The organism is Thiomicrorhabdus sp. Milos-T2, from assembly GCF_000702325.1.
GTDB lineage: Bacteria > Pseudomonadota > Gammaproteobacteria > Thiomicrospirales > Thiomicrospiraceae > Thiomicrorhabdus.
In genome coordinates this window covers 741,344-761,596 of record NZ_KL370891.1, presented here as the reverse complement: position 1 = coordinate 761,596, position 20,253 = coordinate 741,344, and the positions used below count along the sequence as shown (strand labels likewise).

The window sequence follows — 20,253 nt, the reverse complement described above, 5'->3', positions numbered from 1 at the left end:
CTGCGTCCATTAAGAAACATTTAAAGATTTTGAAACAATTTCATATACATCTTTTGAAAGGTTTTCAGTCTCAAGGATTCTTTTTAATGCTTGCTTCATGAGTTCTTGTCTTTCAGAATCATATCGTTGCCAATGAGTAAAAGGAGCCACAATTCTAGCTGCAACCTGGGGATTAAGATTATCTAACTTAATCACTTGTTCCGCTAAGAAACGATAACCTTCACCCTCTTTTTGGTGAAAACCTAACATATTCAAACGTCCAAATACTCCCAAAACACTTCTCACGCGGTTTGGGTTAGTGTATTTGAAATCCTTATGGTTAACCAACTCTCTAACATGCTGAAGCGAATGAATATGGTGCGAACCTGCTTGCAAACTAAACCATTTATCTAACACTAAAGTATCGTCTTTCCATTTGTCATAAAAAGCGCTTAAGCAAACCTCTCTTTCTCGACTATCTGTATGCGATAAAGCTTCTAGTGCTGCTAAAACATCAGTCATATTTTGACTTTGTGAAAATTGTTGCTTACCTAGTTGAATTTGATTTGGTAATAACAACAAATAATCTAAACAAACCTTTTTAAGTTTACGGATTGCAATATCTTCTTTGTTGTATTGATACTTTGTTAGAGCTTGATTTAATTGCGTATATAGGCCAAAAAGTTCCTGCTCAAACAAAGTAGCAATCGCTTGCTTTAACCAACGTTGAACGTGATAGATTGCATCAACATTTAACTGTTGATACTGTTCTCCAATATACGTTAAATCTGGAAGTGTTAAAGCAAGAGCCTTAAGTGCCTTGTCAACATTAACATCTAGCAAAACACTATTAAATGCTTTTTTAAAGGTATCAGAAACCGTCAGAGGTTGACCCTCTTCATACAAATGAATATTGTGTTTAATCTCTCTTAAAGCTAAGGTTTGCATGGACTCCCAGCGATTAAAACTATCCGAATCAAAACGAGCCAATCCTGCTAAATCCTGATCGCTTTGTTCATACTCCAAAATAACGGGAGCTGAAAAACCTCTTAACAAAGAAACAACTGGATTGGATTCAACATTCTTAAACCTAAACTGTTCTGTTTTTGAGGTAAGTTTTAGAGTTACCTCTGTTCCTTTGACTATTGTATTTGCTTTATCTTCAGAAGAAATATCAAAACTTAAAGCCTCACCTTCATTAGAAAATAGTGCGATTTTTACCGGTATGAGTAATGGTTTAAATTCATCTTTTAACTTTGGAATACTTTGTGACAAAGTTATCGTAAATTCTTTTGTTGCAAACTCATAGTCGGTTTTAACGTTTAGAACGGGGGTACCACTTTGTAGATACCATTGATGTAATTGCGATAAGTCAATATCGTTGGCATCCCCCATAGCATTTCTAAAATCTTCAACTGTAACCGCTTGACCATCATGACGAGAAAAATACAAATCCATCCCTTTTCTAAAGCCCTTTTCTCCTAGCAAAGTATGGTAAAGCCGAACCACTTCTGCCCCTTTTTCATAAACCGTCATCGTATAGAAATTATTCATTTCAATATAAGATTGCGGCTGAATAGGATGAGACATTGGACCGGCATCTTCTGGAAATTGATTACTACGCAAACGCTTTACATCATCAATACGTTTAACTGAAGGAGAAAGCATGTCAGCAGTAAACTCTTGATCTCTAAAAACCGTTAAGCCTTCTTTAAGCGTTAACTGAAACCAATCTCGACAAGTGACTCGGTTCCCTGTCCAGTTATGAAAATACTCATGCCCAATAACGGCTTCAATCCCCTCATAATCAACGTCTGTTGCTGTCTCAGGTTTAGCTAAAACAAATTTTGAATTAAAAACATTTAATCCCTTGTTTTCCATGGCTCCCATATTAAAGTCATCAACCGCAACAACCATATAAATATCTAAGTCATAGACTAGACCAAAACGCGTTTCATCCCACTTCATTGACTTAATTAAAGAGTCCATAGCATGTTGGCATTTATCGATATTTTTAGGCTCTACATAAATTCGTAAGTCTACAGCTCTGCCATCTTGAGTATGGAAAGTATCCTGAATATATTCTAAATTTCCTGCAACAAGAGCAAACAAATAACACGGTTTTTTAAATGGGTCTTCCCAAACCGCATAATGTCGGTTGTTATCTAAATCACCTGACTCAATTAAATTACCATTGGAAAGTAATACCGAATTTTCATTTTTATCCGCAATAATTTTTGTTGTAAACAGCGTTAACACATCTGGACGATCTAAAAAATAGGTTATCTTTCTAAAACCTTGCGCTTCACACTGAGTACAGTAATTACCACTTGTTCTATAAAGCCCTTCTAAGGCGGTATTGTTTTCAGGTTCAATCTGAGTAACAATTTTCAACTCAAATGATTCTAAACCAATACAAGGAATGGTTAAGCTCTCACTATTCTGCTTACATTCATCTGTAATGTTTTGCTTATTAACAACAACTGAGACCAGCTGTAAACCCTCTCCGTCCAACACCATTTGTGTCTGATTAGACACATTTAGAACCTGCATTGTGTTAGAAACACGGGTATTCATAGCCGCTAAATTAAATTCTAAAAATATTTTCTCTATTTTAAAATCTGGAGTTTTGTAGTCTTTCAGGAAGTGTTCTATAGGACTTTGATTATTCATATTGGATTCAGCTCACACAAGATATAGAGAGTATTACTCGAGAATATGCTCAAATAAAGTTCTCTGGGGATAAATATATTTCTTAAACGGTTTCTACATAAAATAGTTGCAAAGGTCTCTATTGGTAATAGTTGCTAATATTCAAATTAACAGTTCTTATACCAAAACATTAAAACAGATAGTTTTAAAAACAAAAAAGCCTTCCTGCTTAAACAGAAAGGCTTTTGGTAACGGCCTAATTTAATTAAAAATTAGTATTTGAATTCTGCACGACGGTTTTTAGCCCACGCATTTTCATTATGTCCTTCAGCAACCGGATTGTCTTCACCAAAGCTAATAACTGAAATACGACTTGGGCTTACACCTTCAGCAACCAAAGCATTTTTAACCGCATTAGCACGACGTTCACCAAGCGCTAAGTTATATTCACGTGTTCCACGCTCATCACCATAACCACTTACCGTAATAGAAGAACCTGATTCAAGCGCCATATAATCTGCATGAGCTTTAATTAACGCATAATCACTAGGTCGGATATCTGACATATCAAAATCAAAATGAACGGCTTTACCATCAATCATGGCTTTAAGCTCAGATTTTTTTGCAGCTAAATCAGCGGCTGCTTTTTCAGCTGCGGCAAGTTTTGCTGCTGCAATATCTGCATCAACTTGACTTGATGCCATTTCTTTACTGTTGTCATCATCCATTTTGGGTGTAGAACTACAACCCACTAATGCAAAACCTAAAAAACCAACTAAAAATAATTGTGAGATGCTTCTAAAAGACATGGCTTTATTCCCTAAATTAAAAAAACTTATACTTAATAATACACCTAATTATATTAAAAACGCTAGAGATAAAATGAAGAATTTGAGATTTTTTTAGGGATTGAAGAAAATATTTAAATTTAAAAATGATACTTTGTCATTATGAAAACTTAGACAAGCAACTCAAGAACGAGTTGAAAAAGACCCCGGCTAAACGCCGGGGAAACGGGCTACATTATGAAAGCGTAAATCCAATTACAAACGTTTCCATAAATTGATTACAACATAGTCAATAATTTTAGATATTGATTGAAATCAATTAACCCACTTCTTTACAAATATCACAATCATTTATGCCCGCAATATTTTTCAATTTCTTTTCATTATAAATAATGACTTCTTTTTTCTTCCAGCTCACAATTTTTTCTGCATTAAATTTAGCCAAAATTCGGGAGACTGTTTCAGGCGTTAAACCTAAATAAAGTGCAACATCTCTATGCAAAATACTTAGACGAAATTCGTCATACCCATATCCACGGTTTTTATAACGATTAGCCATATTCCAAACAAACTGAGCGACTCTTTGATCTGCATTACGTTTTACTAAGAGCTCAGAATGCATTCTTCCTTCTTGCATTTTTTTGCTCATTACTGTTAAAAGCTGCTGATTAAGATTAGGTATTTTTAATGAAAGCTCACTTAATTCGTCAAACGGTAAATTACAAATACTCGTGGTATCTAAAGCAATCGCATTATATAAATACTGTTTATCAACTAAACCATCAAATCCAACTACATCTCCAGGTAAGTAAAATCCATGAACAATTTCTTCACCATGATCTGAATATGAATATAATTTTATGACACCTGCTCGGATAGCATAAATAGATGAAAACTGCTGACCAGTTTCATAAAGATGCTGGTTTTTTTTAAGTGGGGATTTTCTGTCAACAATATCATCAAGACGATCAATATCACTTTTTAGTAATCCCGTTGGAAAACATATTTTTTGCAAACCACAATTTAAACAACTTGCGTTAAATGCAGATTTAATTTCACTCATACATAGCCTAATGAATATTTACGGCGAATAACTAATCGCTCAATTTATTATTTTGAATCAATAATTGTATATCTTTTATTTTGTTTGTCATCTATATCTCAAAATCATTTACCGATATTCTGTTAATGACTCCATAAAATAGAGTCTGTAATTCTCTATAATTCACAACAAAACCTTACTGCTTATTTTTTAAGCAGTTTAATATTTTATAGCTAATATAAAGAACTTAAGGCACCTTTATTAACTTTACACACAAAGTTATCCACAGGTTTTGTGGAAAAGAATTCTTAGAAAAGCCGCACTTATTACAACTTCAATAAAAACACACTTAAACATTAAATATCAATTACTTATAAAACAAAAATAAACCAAAATATAACTATTAAAATTTAAGTCGCTCTATTTTCATGTCAAGCTTTTTTTTACTTTATTCACTTTTATTTTGAAAACACATGATAAAGCAAGGTTTTTAGAGCTATGTTAAAATTCAAGCTAAGAAAAACGTGCTGCTTAACCAATCAGCTCAACCAGCCTTATAATAAAAATTATCGGTAAATATTAGATGTCTAAAATTTTAGGTATAGGAAATGCAGTCCTTGATATTATCTTAACTGTAGACCATCATCCACAAGAAGATGAAGAGTTACGTGCTCAAAACAAAGACGTAGAGACAGGCGGAAATATCAATAACACCTTATATGTGCTTAATCAACTAGGACATCAAACCGAAATTTGCACCACAGTCGCTGCGGACAACGAATCAAAACAACTCATAGCAGGCCTTAATCAAAGAAATATTTCTACAGAACATACCCAAAAATTCATTAAAGGTAGAACCCCCACCTCCTTTGTGACTCTCAATGCTCAAAATGGGCATCGGACGATTGTTCATTATCGTGATTTACCAGAACTAAGCTTTGATTTCTTTGCAAAAATTGAAATTGAAGAATATGACTGGTTACACTTTGAAGGTCGCAACACAACTCAATTACCTGGCATGATAAATATTGCTAAAACATTCCTAACACACCAGCCTATCTCCCTAGAAGTTGAAAAATCCAGGGATGGAATAGAGGCTTTGTTTTCCAGTGTTAACCTGCTCATTTTTTCGCATCATTACGCTAAAGCAAAAGGCTTCAACAACGGTCAAGAATTACTAGAAAGTCTTACGTTAGATAACGTAAACATGGTTTGTACTTGGGGAACAAAAGGGGTTTGGTATAAAGCAATCAATCAAAATATAGAACATATTGAAGCAGAGCAAGTAAGCCCGGTTATTGATACTCTTGGAGCAGGAGACACCTTTAATGCCGCATTAATTCATTCTCTAATTGGGCAGAAAAGCTTAAAAGATTCTGTTATTTTTGCAAGTAAACTGGCCGCTAAAAAATGCCTTCAACCAGGGTTAGACAATATTATCGCAGAACAAGAGACTAAAAAACCCTTAGCTAACATCAAACAGTTAAGCAATGCGAAAACACTTGTCACCACGAGTGAAAACGGTGACTCTTTAGTGCTAATTAAATACGAAGACAGTGTACGTTGCTATATAAATAATTGCCCACATCAAGACGTACCCCTAAACGAAGCTTATAAGATTGATGTAAATCCATTTGAAAAAACAATGAAATGCTCTGTGCACGATGCCTTCTTCAATATTGAAGATGGCTTATGCATTGATGGCCCATGTTGGGATGAGTCATTAAAAAGTGTTGCAATCAAAATTGATGATAATGGTGACATATACACAATTTAATTCAAGATGACTTAATAGATGACCTATTGGATGACTTAATGAGACCGATGTGCAAATAAAAAAGCATTTATAAAACAACCAGGCCTGGTAATTCTATAAATGCTTATTTATGAGACCTTTGCACGAGAGTATGCACGAGTAAAAATGGTTCTAGGTGCCCCTTGAGGGTAAAAATTCACCTGATTTTTGTTGCACCCCAAGGGCACTTCCGTTGGGCGACAACTTGCGAATAGCTAGCTATTCCCTGCGTTTTCCGCTGCAAACGAAGAACTCGACGCCCGAAGGGGTAAGTCGAGAATCAGGCAATTTTTTTACCCTCAAGGGGTACTTACGCCTATTTTTCTTTCGCACCTATCTCGTGCAAAGGTCTCTTTATGGTTTAAATTATTCTATGTTTTAGCTTGTTGTAGCTTGTTTTAGCTTTTTTTAATAAATGTCTATTTGTAGAAGACAAAATTTAACTTTTAGCTTTACTTTTAGCTTTAATAGCTCTCTGTCTAAAAGCTTCATATACCGTCACACCAGTGGCAACTGAAACATTTAAACTTTCAACCACGCCAACCATTGGAATAGCTGCCAAATGATCACAAGCCTCACGAGTTAAGCGTCTTAAACCACTCCCCTCTGTTCCCATTACAATGCCAATAGATCCAGTCAAGTCATGATCATAGATAGTTTGGTCTGTTTCACCAGCCAAACCAATCATCCACATACCTGCTTGCTGCATCTCTTTAAGTGTTCGCACTAAATTCGATACTACAATAAGCTTAACGTTGTCTGCAGCACCAGATGCCACCTTTCGAACGGTTGCATTCATTCCAACTGAGTTATGTTTAGGAATAATTACAGCATGGACACCAACAGCGTCTGCTGTTCTTAAAATAGCGCCTAAATTGTGAGGGTCTTGAACTTCATCTAAAAAGACAAACAAGGGGTTAGAGGTTTCTTCAACTAAAGCCTTTAAATCAGACTCCGTTAAATCAGCTTGCTTAGCGACGGTAGCCATCACTCCCTGGTGATTTCCATCTACCTTATTGAAGGCAGATTTACTCACTAACTCTAGATTTAACCCAAGATACTTAGCTTGGTCATGTAATGCTTGTTGACGATTACTTAAACGTCCTTTCAAAAAACTAATGGTATAAACCGACTGCGGTGATTGTTTAATAAACTTTTCAACCGCATGTAAACCATAAATAACTTCTTGCTTCATCCGTTAATCCTTAGTCTGCTTTTGACTTAGAACTAGAACGTTTCTTTTTACGGTTATAACGTTTTTTGCGAGCCGGCTTTTTACCTTCATTCGTTTCAGTATCAGCAACTTCATCTGTCTGAGGCGTATCTGTCTCTTCATGTTCAGTTAAACTTTCAAGAAAACGCAAATCTACTTTACGGTCATCTAAATTAACCTGAGCAACTTGAACCCTAATGCGATCACCTAAACGATACACTTTACCGGTACGTTCACCTTTTAAACAATGTCGTGCGTTATCATAGTGGAAATAATCTTCACCTAACTCTGTAATATGAACCAACCCCTCAACAAAGAGCGGTTGTAACTCTACAAATAGGCCAAAGTTAGTCGCTGCAGAAACAACGGCTTCATACTCGCCACCAATTCGGTGCGATAAAAATTCGCATTTCAAGAAGGTTACCGCATCACGAGTCGCTTCATCTGCTCTTCGTTCTGTATCAGAACAGTGCTGACCTAGATCAACCATTTGATTGTCATTGTAATCAAATGCTTCTACGCCTTTTTTGCTCCATACATGACGGATTGCACGATGAATAAGAAGATCAGGATAACGACGAATTGGAGAAGTAAAGTGAGCATAGTGCTCATAGTTTAGACCAAAATGCCCCTTATTCTCAGGTTGGTAAACAGCCTGATTCATACTACGCAACAAGACTGTTTGAACTAAGTGTTCGTGAGATTCTCCTTCAACCTTTGCCGCGACATCAGCATAATCATGAGCTGTTGGCTCATCACCACCTTCTAGCGTAAGACCAAAGTCTCCTAAGAAAGTTCTTAAATTCTTAAGACGCTCTTCCATTGGCTTTTCATGCACTCGGTACAGCATTGGCATTTTATGCCATTTTAAATAACGAGCAGTAGCGACGTTAGCCATTAACATGCACTCTTCAATTAACTTGTGAGCGTCATTGCGAACAACAGGCACAATTTCTTGAATTTTACGATTTTCATCAAAAACCATACGAGTTTCTGTCGTTTCAAACTCTAAAGCACCGCGTTCAGCACGAGCAACTTTTAGCACTTTATAAAGATCATGTAAATCATGTAACAAAGGAACTTGCTCAGCAAACTCTTCACGGTATTCACTGCTTTCATCAGTAAGTATATCGTTAACTTGAGTGTACGTTAAACGTGCTTTTGAGTTCATGACCGCTTGATAAAATTGACTTCTCTCAAGCTTACCATCTTCAGTTAAGGCTAAATCAGCAACCATACATAGACGATCAACCTTAGGATTTAATGAACAAAGCCCATCAGATAACTTTGATGGCAACATAGGCACAACACGTTGTGGGAAGTAAACTGAATTTCCTCGCTTATATGCTTCTTTATCTAATTCCGTATTAGGTTTTACATAATGTGAAACATCCGCAATCGCAACCACTAGACGCCAACCATTTTTTCGGCGCTTAGCAAAAACCGCATCATCAAAATCTTTGGTGTCCGCGCCATCAATCGTTACCAATTGAAGACCACGTAAATCTTTACGACCTTCTAAATCAGCTTCGGTGACTTCATCAGGAATTGACGACAACTCTGCTTCAAGTTCAGCAGACCATTCATTTGGAATACCGTACGCATGAATAGCCGAATCAATTTCCATTCCAGCCGCCATATAATCACCAACGACTTCAATAATTTTACCAATAGGTCCAGAACGAGCCGAGGGCTGATGAAGTATTTCCACCAAAACAACTTGCTCTTCTTGCGCTTCTAACAAGCCATCATTAGGGATAAACACATCTTGAGTTAGACGATTATTGTTTGGTCTTACCCATGAAAGCCCATCTTCATGATTTAGACGTCCTAAAACTTGAGTTGTGTTATGGCTTGTAATTTCAACAATAGCGCCTTCTTGACGACCACGTCGATCTTCACCAATAACCGATGCAATCACAGTATCGCCATGAAGAACTTTATGCATTTCTTTCTCAGAAAGAAAAAGGTCTTTACCACCTTCATCTGGAACTAAAAAACCATATCCATCTGGATGACCAAGCACACGACCTTTAATTAGATCCATCTTCTTAATAATACCAAATGCGCCACGACGATTACGAATCAGCTGACCATCGCGAACCATTGCCTTAACTCGACGCGATAAAGCTTCAAAACGCTCTTCATCATCTTCATCAACATCAACAGCTTTAGCGATTTGATATAGTCTTAAAGGCTTTTGTGACTCTTCTAAAGCTTCTAAGATAAACTCACGACTTGGAATTGGGTTTTCATACTTTTCAGCTTCACGCTGTGCATGTGGATCCTGTTGACCCGATGTATTTTCTTTACTCACGAATACCATCTAAATTTAATAACGCTCTTCTATTAACACTTATTAAAACTCCACTCAGTGAGAATTTTCAGAACGTTAGGTTTAAAAAAATTGGCGCCATTATAACAAATAGTTAGCGAATTATTTTAATAGTGTTAATTCCGCCTCAATTCCTCTCTCCTCTTTAGAATACAACTGAGAATATAATTGATAAAGAGCAGCTTTTACGGCCTCTTCTAAGACAGGATGATAGAAAGGCATTTTAATAATATCTAACACTGTCATTTGCTGTTCCACCGCCCACCCTAATAAATGAGTAATATGCTCAGCGTGTGGCATCACGATTTCTCCACCAATTAATTTGCGAGAGGCCTTATCTCCAAACAAACAAATTACACCGTGATCTTCTGCCATAACAATGGCCCGACCATTATTTTTTTCTAAATTAAAGTCTGTAACCACAACTTCATCTAAATCCAAATCTCGGTAATTAGCACCAAAAAATCCAATATCAGGGTCTGTAAAAGCCACGCCTAAAGAGGTTTTTCTAGCAAATGACTTAATTTCTGGATAATTCATCGCATTAAGAGTCGCTATTTTGCCTTCATGACTTGCCTCATGCAAAATGGGACGATATGCATTGACATCTCCAGCAATAAACATAGTGGTATCATCAATCTGCATCGTATTAATATCAAAGTTAGGCATTCCTCTTTGATTAAGCGTTACACCGGTTTTTTCAATATCTAGTAAATCAATATTTGGACGTCGACCTAAGGAAGCTAAAACAGCATCAACCTCAAATGATTTATCACCAAATTTAACCAACACACCTGACTCTGTAGTTTCTAACTGGGCCGCAGCACCTAAATGTATTGCAAATTCTTTTGAAAACAACTCAATTGCTTTATCAATTGCCTTAGGGGAAGCTAAGCCACCAACGGTATGTTGCATTTCAATACCAACAACTTCAACACCTAATCTAGACAACGCTTGCCCTAACTCTAAACCAATAATTCCCAGGCCAACAATAGCGATACGCTTAGGCAATGTTTCTAACTCAAAAATTTCATCACTGGTCAGTAATTTATCGCCTAAAACTTGCCATGGACCAGGAACAACTGGACGAGAACCCGTCGCAATAATAATTCTTTCTGCTTGAATCTGTTGACCATTTACCTCCAAGAGGTTTAGACCAATAAATTTCGCATAACCATCAATAAAGTTCTCTTCAGACAAACCATCCGTTGAACCTGCTTGAACGCCTTTAGTAAAACGATCACGTAAACGTCTAACTCTTTGCAAAACCTGTTCAGTATTGACCTCTAAACTTTCACCACCAGATATACCAAACTCATTTAGCTTAGAACGATTATAAAAAGTATTAGCCGATTGAATCATCGCTTTTGAGGGCATACACCCCACTCTTGCACAGGTTGTACCAAGAGGCCCGCCATTAATTATCACAAAGTCATCAGTTTGCTTACGGATCATCCCTAATGCTGTTAAACCTGAAGTACCTGCACCTAAAATTACATATTTTACTTTTCGCATTTCATCTCTCCCAAAAATTAATTACCAATTTCAATTTATTCATAAATTCAATTGTATCTAGATTGCAAACTATCAAAGTTTTTATTTAAGCGTTTTCTAATAAGTTTAGAAAAAAATTGTTCTCTATCATGAATATGCGGCCTTTGCACAAGATAACCTTCAAAGAAAAATGTAGTTAAAACAATCTGCTTAATTCAAAAAACCTAGGTAAAAGATTGTTATTGTGAGTTTTTAACCATTTTTTACTCATACATACTCTCGTGCAAAGGTTTCTATAATAAAGAGTTAAAATTAAAGTTTTATTAACCTAGCAACTCCTCTAAAATGGATATCTACTTTATCGTTACAGGATTGGCCTTTGAAACGGACTCACTTTTTCTCTTTTTTGCTGCTATTTAAAATAGGCGTTGGCTTAGCGATTCTAGGCTTACTAAGCCAGTCTGCTTATGCCGTTGAAAAAAGCAAAACGATAGGAGAAAGAATAAACCAATCTTTTATTGGCGACCTTAAAGAGATTAAAGAGCGCCGAATTCTTCGTGTATTAGTCAGTTATAACAGAACAAACTTTTTTCACACTAAACGTGGTGACAGAGGAATTGAACATGACTTAATGAAAGAGTTTGAAAAATACCTTAACCGTGGCCCAAGAAAAGAACGGTATAAAACTCATATTGTCTTCTTAGCTCATCCTTTTGACGAACTCATTACCGATTTACAAAAAGGTTATGGTGACATTGTCGCCGCAGGATTAACAATCACTCCAGAGCGAAAAAATTACATTGATTTTACCGAACCTTACATAAAAAACGTTCAAGAAATTCTTGTTTCCAATAAAAACATCCCGCAACCAGCTTCTTTAGAAGAGCTATCTGGCAAGCAAGTCATTGTTGTCTCAAACAGTAGCTACATTGTAAATTTAGAGCGTGCTAATCAAGCCCTAGGGAGATTAGGCCTACCCGCAATTGAAATTATTAAAGCTAACCCTTTGCTAGAGGCTGAGGACATACTTGAAATGGTGAATGCAGGATTATTTGACTATACCGTTGTAGATAGCCATATTGCGGAAATTTATGCAAACATATATAAAAATCTACAAATTCATAAAAACTTTATATTTCACCATGGGGGGCATATTGGATGGGCGATAAACAAAGATTTACCCAAACTTAAAAACACCTTAAATCAATTTATAAAAAGATACGCTCGACCTGGAAAATTCTTGGGTAACAGCCTATATAAAAAATACTTTAAAAACCCTTATTGGATAAAACAACCATTATCTTTAAGTGCCTTAAGTGAAACACCTTGTTTACAGTACTATTTTGAAAAATACGCTGAGTTTTTTGATTTCGACTGGTATTTAATTGCATCGCAAGCTTACCAAGAATCTGGTTTTAAACAAAACTTAGTAAGCCGTGCAAATGCCGTTGGCATCATGCAAATTAAGCCCTCAACGGCTAAGTCGAAAATCGTAAATATCCCCAATATTCAAGATTTAGAAACCAATATTCTTGCAGGAATAAAATACTTAGCCTTTATTAGAGACTTTTACTTCGACAAACCTGAATATTCTGAAGAAGACAAAATCAACTTTACATTAGCTGCATATAACGCTGGTCCAGGAAGAATCAGAAAATTACAGCGCATGGCGGAAGCCAGAGGCTTAAACCCTAACAAATGGAATTACAATGTAGAAATAATGGCTAGACAAGAAATTGGCCAGGAAACAGTAAACTATGTAACAAAAATTCAAAAAACCAAAATCGCGCTAAAACTCTCTAAAGAACTTGCTGAAAAGAAACATCAATTAAAACAACAAAAATTAGAGGCTTTCAAAGAAAAAGACCAGTCCACTAAAACACAGAGTAAGCCAACCAATTAAAACTTAATGGGTGGGCCCCGAAACAGGACGATACACTCTAACATTTCCATAACCTGCATCTCTCAAATACTGAGCATGCAACTGACTCATTACACCTTTTTCACAAAACAGAACATACTGTTTTGATTGGTCCAATTTTTTATAAGCCCTATTTAATCCTGTAAAAGGAATATTGATATTTTCAATATCTAATGGCGCACACGAAACTTCTGACTCTCTTCTAATGTCAATCACTAGAGCATCACCAGGTTCATTAACCACATCCACAGGTGCCGTATTGTTGACATCTTCAATAATTTTATCGACCGGAATAGTCAAGGCCTGTTCAACAGCTTTATTTAAAATATCATAATTAAAACGTTTAGCTTCCCTTTTCATTCTAGAAAAAGAGGCATTTGTGACCGGATTTTTAGAAATCACACCACAATACTCAGGCATATTTTCAGCAAACTCTCTAGTACCAATATCATCGGCTATTTTAATTATTTCAGGTTTATTCATCGTTGCTAGAGGTCGTAAAATAAGTTTTTCAGAAACCTCGTCAATAACAGCCAGATTACGCAAAGTCTGACTGCTTACTTGTGCCACGCTCTCTCCAGTTACCAAGGCATCAATCCCCATGGCATCAGCCACTTTTTCACTCGCCATAATCATAAGACGTTTTAACGTCACACCCATATAACTTTCATGGGTAGATTTAAATATTTCTTCCACCACCTCTTCAAAAGGCACTGAAACAAATTGAACTCTATGGGAAGCACCAAATTGCCCCCATAAATAAAGCGCGACTTGCTTCACACCTACTTCATGCGCGGCTCCGCCAAGGTTAAAAAAGATAAAATGGGTTTTAATTCCACGTTTCATTGTCAGGTAACTTGCTACAGTTGAATCAAAACCACCGGACATAAGAGAAAGCACATCTCCCTGAATACCCATAGGGAATCCACCCAGGCCTGGTTGTCTTAAAGTGATGACATTTAATATTTGTTGAATTAATTCAAACTCTACTTTCACTTCTGGATTATGTAAATCAATCCCCGCTGGATTTCCATGCTCATATAAATACCCCCCAACAAAACGCTCAATTTCAATAGAGGTAACCGAATGTTCTCCAGTTCTTTTTGCTCTAACGACAAACGTTTTTCCTTCAATTTGATCAAGTTTATGCTCAGCAACCTTTTCTGCAATGGCTTGTAAATCTTCACCTAACTCATATTGGACAACTTCTAAATACTTTTCAATACCGGGAGTTTGCTGCAATACTTTACGAACAGCATCTATATTTTTTTTATCAACCTGAACTTCAATTTTGTCCCAAAAGCGTTTAATTAAAATAGAGTCATCAATTCTAAAAAGCAGTGTACGTAGGTTTTCATAAAGCATATTAATCATGCGTTTTTTTAGGGGACCACCCTTAATCATTATTTCAGGAAACAACTTAACAATAAATTTCATCTTTGACTCTTTTTAATCATTACATCTTCTATAGAATGCCTATTGTACATTACTCATAGCGATGATTTTTACTCGCTTTTTAGGAGACTGTTGCAACGGGTCTATGAATTTAGAAAAAACTCCGTAACGATATTGAATTGATAAATCAACCATCACCATGTTAGAATTTAAAGGTTTACAATTTTCAATTTAAAACAGAGAGACCCTCGATGAAAAGATTAATAAAAGTACTAGCTGCGGATGGTGTAAATTCTGAATTAGAGCTTGTTATCAAAGACGTAATGGTTGCATGCAAAGACATCGCATATAAATTAGGTCAAGGTGAATTGGCTGGTATCTTAGGTGCAACAGAAGACGAAAACGTTCAAGGTGAAACACAAAAGATGTTAGATGTAATCTCTAACGATCTTCTTAAAGACATTTTAGTTGCTAACCCATATGTTCGTGGTGTTGGTTCAGAAGAAGAAGATTACACTATTGCAGGTCATGCTGATGGTAAGTACCTTGTTACTTTTGATCCATTAGATGGTTCTTCAAACATCGACGTTAACCTTTCTGTTGGTACAATTTTCTCAATTTTAGAAGCGCAAGATGCTACGCCTGGTGATAACCAAGAGGTATTTCTACAAAATGGTCGTAAGCAAGTAGCTGCGGGTTATGTTCTTTACGGACCTTCTACCTTATTAGTCATGACAACAGGTAAAGGGGTTAACTTATTCACTTTAGATACCAATGTTGGTGAATTCGTTCTAACTAAAGAAGGACTTCAGATTCCTGAAGATACTGCTGAGTTTGCTATCAACATGTCTAACCAGCGTTTCTGGGAACCAGAAATGAAGCAGTACATTGACGACTGTTTACAAGGTGAAGAAGGTCCATTAGGTAAGCGTTACAACATGCGTTGGGTTGCTTCAATGGTTGCAGAAGTTCACCGTATTCTTATCCGTGGTGGTATTTTCATGTACCCATATGATAGCCGTGATCCATCAAAAGCAGGGAAACTTCGTTTAATGTACGAAGGTAACCCAATGTCTATGATTGTTGAACAAGCTGGTGGAGCATCTTCAACTGGTCGCATGGACATCATGGACGTTCAGCCTGACGGTATCCATGACCGCGTACCGGTTGTCCTTGGTTCTAAAAACGAAGTAGCTAAAGTTGTGGCATACCACAAATAATAAGTTAATTTAATTTATTAAGCCGAAAACACCCGCTAAAAGTTAACCACGAAGACGCCATTTTTGCTGTCTAAACGGAGAATTTATGCGGGTGTTTTACGTTATCAATACGATAAATTCACTCTAAATAGATGACTACTGAACGAATCACACCTATATTTTCTTGGTGTCATCGTTTCTTAGTAGTAAATACAAAGGAAATAAAACATGGGATATTCAGCAGTTCCAGCAGGTAAAGACCTTCCTAATGATATAAACGTTATCATTGAAATTTCTGCATTCGCCGCACCAATCAAATACGAAGTAGATAAAGACACTGATTTAGTTTGGGTTGACCGCCTTCAAGGTGCAACAATGTCTTACCCAGCAAACTATGGTTACATTAACGACACGCTATCCGATGACGGCGACCCCGTTGATGTATTAGTGGTAACACCACACCCTCTAATGGTCGGTTCAGTAATTCGTTGTCGTCCAATCGGAATTTTTAAAATGACAGATGATGGAGGTGAAGATGCCAAAGTTATCGCTGTTCCCGTCGATAAATTATCACCAATCTATTCTAAAATAGAGAAAGTAGAAGATATTCCTCTTCTAAAAGAACAGGTAGAACACTTTTTTAGCCACTACAAAGATCTTGAACCGGGTAAATGGGTAAAAGTTGATGGCTGGGGAGATGTTGATGATGCTCGTCAAGAAATTCTAAATGGCGTTAAAAGCTATCAAGCAAAATAATTAAAGACCATACCTTTTGGTAAATTGTCATTAATGAAATGCCCTCTTATTGAGGGCTTTTTTATTTAATGCTAAAAATCCTACCCTAAAAATCATCCAAAAACAGACCATCAATAAAATTTTATTAGCCCTAGCCTGCTTAATTCATACAAATTTCTGCTATAATCCTTAACTAATTTTGTTTAGATAACTGAGAGTAAAAATGGCAGCTGAAAATCGTGATAAGCAGTTAAGAGCGCGAGTCAAACTTCTAGGTAATATTCTAGGAAAAGTCATCACTTCACAAGTAGGTGTTGAAACTTATAATGCAATTGAAAAGCTTCGAAAAGGCTATATTTCTCTCCAAAAAGAAGATAACCCAGAACTTCGTCAAGAACTTAAGACGTTTATAGAATCTCGTAATCCAGATGAACTAAACCTCATTATTCGTGCATTCAACTTATACTTTAGCCTAGTAAACTTAGCGGAAGAAGAGCACCAATATCACGAAAGACAAAGCCAACTTAAATCCGATGGTCCTCTATGGACCGGTTCAGTGCTTAACACTGTTGGAGAGTTTAAAGAACAAGGCTTAGATGCCTCCCAGGTTCAAGAACTACTTAATAAACTGCACTACATTCCGGTATTTACGGCCCATCCAACAGAATCTAAACGCCGTTCAGTCATGGATAACCTAAGAAGAATCTTCTTAGATATTGGCACATTAAATGAAGCAGATACTTACAACAATGAATACCTAAAAGAATCTTTATATCAGCAACTAGAATCCCAAATTCAAGTGCTTTGGCAAACCGATGAAGTTCGTCGTCAAAAACCAACCGTTGAAGATGAAATACGCAATGGTATCTATTACTTCCGAAAATCTCTGTTTGAAGCGGTTCCTGTTGTTTACAACTATATGGAAAGAGCATTAGCTAAACACTACCCTAATGATAAAATTGAAACACCAAACTTCCTTACTTTTGGCTCTTGGATAGGTGGCGACCGTGACGGAAACCCATTTGTAACCCATGACACAACGGTAAAAGCGTTACTACTTCAAAGTCGCGCGGCCATTTACGAATACAGAAAACGTATTTTTGAACTGAGCTCAAAACTTACTCACTCACGTCATCTTTGTAATATCTCTCAAGAAATCATCAACCGTTCAATGATTGTAGATGCCGACTTAATTAAAAAGGTTTTTCAAAAGCGCTCAGAACGTTTTAAAGATGAACCTTACCGTCGTTTTCTTTACATCATGGAAGGCCGCTTGAAGCAAAATATTAACTATATTGAAGCTTGGTTAGATGATTCACCTATTGATAAAGGCTCTTTTGCGTATCAATCAGAAGACGAGCTCCTTGAAGATTTAGAGCTCATTTATGACTCTTTATGCAATCATGGTGATGAAAATGTCGCTAATGAAGAACTTCAAGATTTAATTCGCTTAGTCAAAACATTTGGTTTCTACTTAATGCGTTTAGATATTCGCCAAGAATCTAATGTACACAGTGATGCGGTCGCTGACTTACTATCTCATCTTAATATTGATTACTTTAGCTTAAGTGAGCAAGAAAGACTGGAAGTTTTAGCAAAGCATGTTTCTTCAGCCACCATTATTGATACCCAACACCTTGCTTTAAATAAGATGACAAAAGAAGTCTTAGAAGTCTTTAATGTTGTCCGTGAAATGCGTAAAGAGATTAGTCCAAAAGCGTTTAACAACTATGTTATATCAATGACGCACGAAGCTAGCCATGTAATGGAAGTACTATTCTTAGCACATCAAGCAGGCCTGGCAGGCTACAATGCAGGTGAACCTTATTGTGACATTCAAATTGCTCCACTATTTGAAACCATTGAAGATTTAGAGCATATTGTTCCTGTCACTCAAGCGTTATTTGAAAACAGCACTTACAAAGCGCTTCTAAAGGCTTCAGGTAATCAACAAGAAATTATGCTTGGTTATTCGGATTCTGCTAAAGATGGTGGTAACCTTTCTTCTGCTTGGAGCCTATATCAAGCCCAACAACAAATCATGAAACTTGCCGATGCGTATGAAGTGGATTGTCGCTTATTCCATGGTCGTGGTGGAACAGTTGGTCGTGGTGGAGGTCCTACTCACTTTGCGATATTGTCTCAACCAACCGGAACTGTGCGTGGCTCAATCAAATTTACAGAGCAAGGTGAAGTTTTATCATACAAATACAGCAACTCTGAAACGGCTATGTATGAACTTTCACTAGGGGTAACAGGCCTAATGAAAGCGAGCACCGGACTTGTACAATCGATTACGAAAGACAAACCAGAATTCTTAGAGTCTATGGCTAAATTAGCTAAAGATGGTGAACATAATTTCCGCGAGTTAACTGACAATACTAAAGGTTTCTTTGAGTTTTTCTATGAAGCAACTCCGGTTACAGAAATTGGTTTATTGAACATTGGTTCTCGTCCTTCTCACCGTAAGAAAGGAAACTTATCTAAATCATCAATTCGTGCCATTCCATGGATATTTGGTTGGGCACAAGCTCGACTGACCTTCCCCGCTTGGCAAGGAACAGGATACGCTTTAGATAATTGGATTAACCAACATGGTGATGGACAACTTAAAGAAATGCATGAAAAGTGGCCGTTCTTTAAAGCCTTAATCAGCAATATTCAAATGGCTCTTTATAAAACAGACTTAACTATTGGTAAAGAGTACAGCAAGCTTGGACAAGATCAAGAAATTGCTCAACAAGTTTACAGCATGATTGCCGATGAACATAAACGTTCTGTAAACCGTATCTTAGAAATTACAGGGAACGAATATTTGATGGCTGAAACACCAACCATTGCGCTCTCTTTGAAGAGACGTAACCCTTATTTAGTCCCTTTAAATAATATTCAAATGGTCTTACTTTCTCGTTACAAATCTACTGAACTGCCAGAAGAAGAACGTGATATTTGGCTACCACCACTACTCAATAGTATTAATGCCATTGCGGCAGGTATGCGAAATACCGGGTAAACTTTTCAGATTCAAAACCCTTTAAACCTCGCTTATGCGGGGTTTTTTATTGTCTAATTTTTCTTGTAATATATTTTATAGCTCAATAAACCAAACTTAATCATTAAAAATTTATAAAAAAAGCAGTATAATATCTTGCTAAAAAATTAATTATTCGCAGTTTACTGTTTAACTAGACTATAAACTGAGTGATGGTGATCTCATTCTTCGAGCAAAAGAGAATTATATGCAAGTAACGCTATTAAAATCGAAACTACATCGTGTGACTACCACACATGCTGAACTAGACTATGAAGGCTCATGTGCGATTGATGGTCACTTATTAGAGGTGGCTGGGATTCGAGAATACGAACAAATCCAGATATACAACATCACAAATGGAGAACGTTTTACAACGTATGCGATACGTGCAGAAGATCACAGTGGAATTATTTCTGTGAACGGTGCCGCTGCCCATAAAGCAAATCCGGATGATTTATTGATTATTGCAACCTATGCTGCTATGAGTGAGGCTGAAGCGGATAACTTTAAGCCTAAACTTGTTTATTTTGATGCTGATAACAAAATAACGCATACACGCAATACCATTCCTACACAAACTGTGGATATGTCTAAAGCAAGTTAACCGTTAATAAGTTAACCATTAATAAGTTAATAGTTAATTTCATTATTGATTGCTTGAATGACTAAAA

At 36.6% G+C, this 20,253-nt stretch carries 13 protein-coding genes; 6 read left to right on the top strand and 7 right to left on the bottom strand.

Annotation, left to right across the window (positions count from 1 at the left end; genetic code table 11):
- Nucleotides 1-9: 9 nt before the first annotated feature.
- The 3 genes from pepN to fnr all read right to left on the bottom strand — a co-directional run bounded on the left by pepN (nucleotide 10) and on the right by fnr (nucleotide 4,482).
- A complete protein-coding gene (gene pepN / locus BS34_RS0103345; RefSeq protein WP_029407136.1) occupies nucleotides 10-2,652 on the bottom strand; it encodes an aminopeptidase N in 2,643 nt (880 codons plus the stop codon).
- 251 nt (nucleotides 2,653-2,903) lie between these two features.
- Nucleotides 2,904-3,440 (bottom strand): peptidoglycan-associated lipoprotein Pal, encoded by a 537-nt coding sequence (gene pal / locus BS34_RS0103340; RefSeq protein ID WP_029407135.1) that lies wholly within the window; start codon nucleotides 3,438-3,440, stop codon nucleotides 2,904-2,906.
- 298 nt (nucleotides 3,441-3,738) lie between these two features.
- The gene (gene fnr, locus BS34_RS0103335; protein WP_038126258.1) at nucleotides 3,739-4,482 is read right to left on the bottom strand and encodes a fumarate/nitrate reduction transcriptional regulator Fnr; all 744 of its coding nucleotides are present in this window, start codon (nucleotides 4,480-4,482) and stop codon (nucleotides 3,739-3,741) included.
- 562 nt (nucleotides 4,483-5,044) lie between these two features.
- Here fnr and BS34_RS0103330 point away from each other — a divergent pair.
- On the top strand, nucleotides 5,045-6,238 hold the full coding sequence (locus BS34_RS0103330) for a PfkB family carbohydrate kinase (protein WP_029407133.1): 1,194 nt from the start codon (nucleotides 5,045-5,047) through the stop codon (nucleotides 6,236-6,238).
- A gap of 457 nt (nucleotides 6,239-6,695) precedes the next feature.
- On the opposite strand, the gene rlmB is transcribed toward BS34_RS0103330, so the two are convergent.
- The 3 genes from rlmB to BS34_RS0103315 all read right to left on the bottom strand — a co-directional run bounded on the left by rlmB (nucleotide 6,696) and on the right by BS34_RS0103315 (nucleotide 11,319).
- On the bottom strand, nucleotides 6,696-7,451 hold the full coding sequence (rlmB, locus tag BS34_RS0103325; protein WP_029407132.1) for a 23S rRNA (guanosine(2251)-2'-O)-methyltransferase RlmB: 756 nt from the start codon (nucleotides 7,449-7,451) through the stop codon (nucleotides 6,696-6,698).
- A gap of 10 nt (nucleotides 7,452-7,461) precedes the next feature.
- A complete protein-coding gene (rnr, locus tag BS34_RS0103320; protein ID WP_038126257.1) occupies nucleotides 7,462-9,795 on the bottom strand; it encodes a ribonuclease R in 2,334 nt (777 codons plus the stop codon).
- 111 nt (nucleotides 9,796-9,906) lie between these two features.
- Complete coding sequence (locus BS34_RS0103315) at nucleotides 9,907-11,319, bottom strand: dihydrolipoyl dehydrogenase (protein ID WP_029407130.1); 1,413 nt, start codon at nucleotides 11,317-11,319, stop codon at nucleotides 9,907-9,909.
- A 358-nt stretch (nucleotides 11,320-11,677) separates the two neighbouring features.
- On the opposite strand from BS34_RS0103315, the gene BS34_RS0103310 reads away from it, so the two are divergent.
- Complete coding sequence (locus BS34_RS0103310) at nucleotides 11,678-13,201, top strand: MltF family protein (RefSeq protein WP_051640657.1); 1,524 nt, start codon at nucleotides 11,678-11,680, stop codon at nucleotides 13,199-13,201.
- Between the two features lie 3 nt (nucleotides 13,202-13,204).
- On the opposite strand, the gene thiI is transcribed toward BS34_RS0103310, so the two are convergent.
- A complete protein-coding gene (thiI, locus tag BS34_RS0103305; RefSeq protein WP_029407128.1) occupies nucleotides 13,205-14,656 on the bottom strand; it encodes a tRNA uracil 4-sulfurtransferase ThiI in 1,452 nt (483 codons plus the stop codon).
- A 209-nt stretch (nucleotides 14,657-14,865) separates the two neighbouring features.
- Between thiI and BS34_RS0103300 the strand changes: the two genes are divergently transcribed.
- The 4 genes from BS34_RS0103300 (at nucleotide 14,866) to panD (ending at nucleotide 20,186) form a co-directional block, all read left to right on the top strand.
- Nucleotides 14,866-15,834: a class 1 fructose-bisphosphatase gene (locus tag BS34_RS0103300; protein WP_029407127.1), complete on the top strand. Its 969-nt coding sequence runs from the start codon at nucleotides 14,866-14,868 to the stop codon at nucleotides 15,832-15,834.
- Between the two features lie 207 nt (nucleotides 15,835-16,041).
- Nucleotides 16,042-16,569 carry an inorganic diphosphatase gene (gene ppa / locus BS34_RS0103295; RefSeq protein WP_029407126.1) on the top strand — a complete coding sequence of 176 codons (528 nt, stop codon included), beginning with the start codon at nucleotides 16,042-16,044 and terminating at the stop codon, nucleotides 16,567-16,569.
- 202 nt (nucleotides 16,570-16,771) lie between these two features.
- Nucleotides 16,772-19,561, top strand: a complete 2,790-nt coding sequence (gene ppc / locus BS34_RS0103290; protein WP_029407125.1) for a phosphoenolpyruvate carboxylase — start codon at nucleotides 16,772-16,774, stop codon at nucleotides 19,559-19,561.
- 226 nt (nucleotides 19,562-19,787) lie between these two features.
- The gene (panD, locus tag BS34_RS0103285) at nucleotides 19,788-20,186 is read left to right on the top strand and encodes an aspartate 1-decarboxylase (protein ID WP_029407124.1); all 399 of its coding nucleotides are present in this window, start codon (nucleotides 19,788-19,790) and stop codon (nucleotides 20,184-20,186) included.
- Nucleotides 20,187-20,253 lie beyond the last annotated feature (67 nt).

Coding starts and splice junctions, on each gene's coding strand:
- pepN (WP_029407136.1), bottom strand. CDS start 2,652: ATGAATAATCAAAGTCCTATAGAACACTTCCTGAAAGACTACAAAACT.
- pal (WP_029407135.1), bottom strand. CDS start 3,440: ATGTCTTTTAGAAGCATCTCACAATTATTTTTAGTTGGTTTTTTAGGT.
- fnr (WP_038126258.1), bottom strand. CDS start 4,482: ATGAGTGAAATTAAATCTGCATTTAACGCAAGTTGTTTAAATTGTGGT.
- BS34_RS0103330 (WP_029407133.1), top strand. CDS start 5,045: ATGTCTAAAATTTTAGGTATAGGAAATGCAGTCCTTGATATTATCTTA.
- rlmB (WP_029407132.1), bottom strand. CDS start 7,451: ATGAAGCAAGAAGTTATTTATGGTTTACATGCGGTTGAAAAGTTTATT.
- rnr (WP_038126257.1), bottom strand. CDS start 9,795: ATGGTATTCGTGAGTAAAGAAAATACATCGGGTCAACAGGATCCACAT.
- BS34_RS0103315 (WP_029407130.1), bottom strand. CDS start 11,319: ATGCGAAAAGTAAAATATGTAATTTTAGGTGCAGGTACTTCAGGTTTA.
- thiI (WP_029407128.1), bottom strand. CDS start 14,656: ATGAAATTTATTGTTAAGTTGTTTCCTGAAATAATGATTAAGGGTGGT.
- BS34_RS0103300 (WP_029407127.1), top strand. CDS start 14,866: ATGAAAAGATTAATAAAAGTACTAGCTGCGGATGGTGTAAATTCTGAA.
- ppa (WP_029407126.1), top strand. CDS start 16,042: ATGGGATATTCAGCAGTTCCAGCAGGTAAAGACCTTCCTAATGATATA.
- ppc (WP_029407125.1), top strand. CDS start 16,772: ATGGCAGCTGAAAATCGTGATAAGCAGTTAAGAGCGCGAGTCAAACTT.
- panD (WP_029407124.1), top strand. CDS start 19,788: ATGCAAGTAACGCTATTAAAATCGAAACTACATCGTGTGACTACCACA.